This is a genomic window from Collinsella sp. HCP3S3_E5 (assembly GCF_052067635.1).
Taxonomy (GTDB): Bacteria; Actinomycetota; Coriobacteriia; order Coriobacteriales; family Coriobacteriaceae; genus Collinsella.
Map to the genome: position 1 here is coordinate 1 of NZ_JBQHQF010000048.1, position 2227 is coordinate 2227.

Genomic DNA, 2227 nt, shown 5'->3' on the forward strand with positions numbered 1-2227 from the left:
TGTTTTTCACAACAACTAAATTTAGGATTTCACGACTAATTTCTTTCGGGTTTCACCGTTTTGCAAAGGTGCCGCACCCTTTCTTCGCTAACTGTCCGATCTTCCCATCATCAAGGCTTCCTCGAACCTTCTGCTCTGCCCGCCGAACTCAACCAGCCGACCATGATGCATGATCCTGTCAATCGTCGCCGTGGCCAGGTGCGCGTCTCCCAGCACAGTGCCCCATTTGCCGAACTCTATGTTGGTTGTGACGATCATGCTCCTCGTCTCGTACGTTGCCGACATCACCTGGTAGAGCAGCCGAGCGCCCTCGATGTCTATCGGGATGTAGCCGTACTCGTCGATTATCAGCAGGTCCGCCTTGGCTATGTCGCGAAGCACCTGCTCGAGCCTGTTGTCGGCGACGGCCGCCTTCAGCATCAGCACCAGCGACGCGGTCTCGAAGTACCTGACCTTGTAGCCCCGCTCGGCCGCCAGCACGCCCAGTGCGATCGACAGGTGGGTCTTTCCGCGTCCGCATCCTCCGTAGAACACGAAGTCCTGGGCCTGCCGGACAAACTCCAATGACACCAGGTCATCGACGGTGTAGCCGTCTGGGAAGGACACCTCGCCGAAGTCGAAGTCCGCGACCGACTTCACGGCCGGGAATTTGGCCTGCCTCATGAGCCTTGCCTTCCTGTTCTCCTCCCTGGTGGCGTTCTCGCTCCTGATCAGCTCGCATGCAGCCACCAGCTGGCCTCGCGTGGCATCCTTGGAAAACGCCGCGATCGTCGACTTGGTGAAGTACATGGTCCTGGCCAGCGCGGCGAACTCCGCCTCGATCTGGCCCCTCGTCATCTGCTCGATGTCCATGGCTAGGCCTCCTTTGCGAAGACGGCGTCGTACATCCCGAGGTCGGGGCTGTCGTCGTATGCGATGGACCCTTGGCCGTTCGCCGTGCATGCGGCAGCCAATGCGACGTCAGCGCGGCTGGGGACGCCGCCGTCGGCGCCGAGCGCGGCCATCGCCGCTACCGCGGCCTCGTAGCCCGCATCCGCGCTGACGTCGCGAAGCATCCTGAGCATCGTGCCCCTGTCGGCCCTGCCCATGGAATCCATCGACCTGGCCAGCGATTTCGGCAAGGTCGCCCTGACGGCGCTGTTCTGCCATCCGCCCGGCTTCCTGCAAAGGAGCGCCAGCTGCGACATGGGGTCGCTGGCCTTGGTGGGCGCATCCCCGTATGCTCGGTCGAAGGCGGCGATCTGCGTGCCCTCGCCGTCGTAGAAGGCTACCCGGAATGCGCCCAGCTCGACGATCACCCTCTCCTCGCCGTGGTCCGGCCCGAGCGGGTAGCGGTGTCTGCCGTCGAGGCACGCGTCGCCGTACTTGTCGGTCTTGGCCGTGACTATCTTCGCGACGCGGAAGGGCTTCGCCGGCAGGTCGGCCATGGCCACGCAGTCCTCCATGAACAGCTGGCGCTCGGGCTCCCCTTTGAGGTAATGGTCCTTGCCGGCGCGATCCAGGCACCTGCCGAGGATCCGCTTGTTGTAGGCGGGCAGGCTGTCGATGCGGGGAACGGGGACGAACAGGTTGCGCCGGATGGCCCCGACGGCATTCTCCACGGAGCCCTTCTCGTGGCCGGAGTTGGGGTTGCAGAAGGAGAAGTCGAACCCGTAGTGGGCGGCGAAGCGCGTGAACGTGTCGGCGGTGCTGACAACCTGGCCGACCCTTCTGCCGACGCCCGTGGCGTTGTCAAACACCAACCGGGTGGGCACGCCCCCGCAGAACTCGAACACGGCCTTCAGGCCCTCGCAGACGCATTCCGACGTCTCGCCCCAGAAGCATTGCGCCAGCGACACGTTGGAGAACGGGAAGGTGACCACCAGGTAGTGCACCTCGCGCATGACGCCCAGCACCCTGAAGTCGCACACGCCGAAGTCGACCTGCCCCTCGCCGGGCGCCCATTCGAGGTTGAGGAACTCGTCTTTGGCGCCTTTGAGCTCGGCTTTGCGCTTCTTGACGTAGGCCTGGACGATTGTGTAGCTGCCGTCGTAGCCGCATTCCGCGACGAGCCGGTCGAATACCCGCTGGGCCGTGTGTCGCTGCTTGGGGCGCCGCTTCCTGTCCTCCGCAAGCCAACGATCTATCGTCGCCTTGAACGGGTCAAGCTTCGAACCGCGCCTCTTCCTGGGCTTGACCTGAGGGGAGAAGTCGTCCATGTCGCGGTATTTGCGCACCGTGGGCTCGG

2 protein-coding genes are annotated in these 2227 nt (G+C 63.7%); both read right to left on the reverse strand.

Annotated elements, in window-relative coordinates; translation table 11 throughout:
- Positions 1-87 precede the first annotated feature (87 nt).
- Entirely contained in the window at positions 88-852 is a 765-nt protein-coding gene (gene istB, locus ACTM82_RS08885) for an IS21-like element helper ATPase IstB (RefSeq protein ID WP_273339942.1), read from the reverse strand.
- Between the two features lie 2 nt (positions 853-854).
- Positions 855-2227: IS21 family transposase (istA, locus tag ACTM82_RS08890; protein WP_441088550.1), on the reverse strand; the 1373-nt coding region annotated here is incomplete at its 5' end.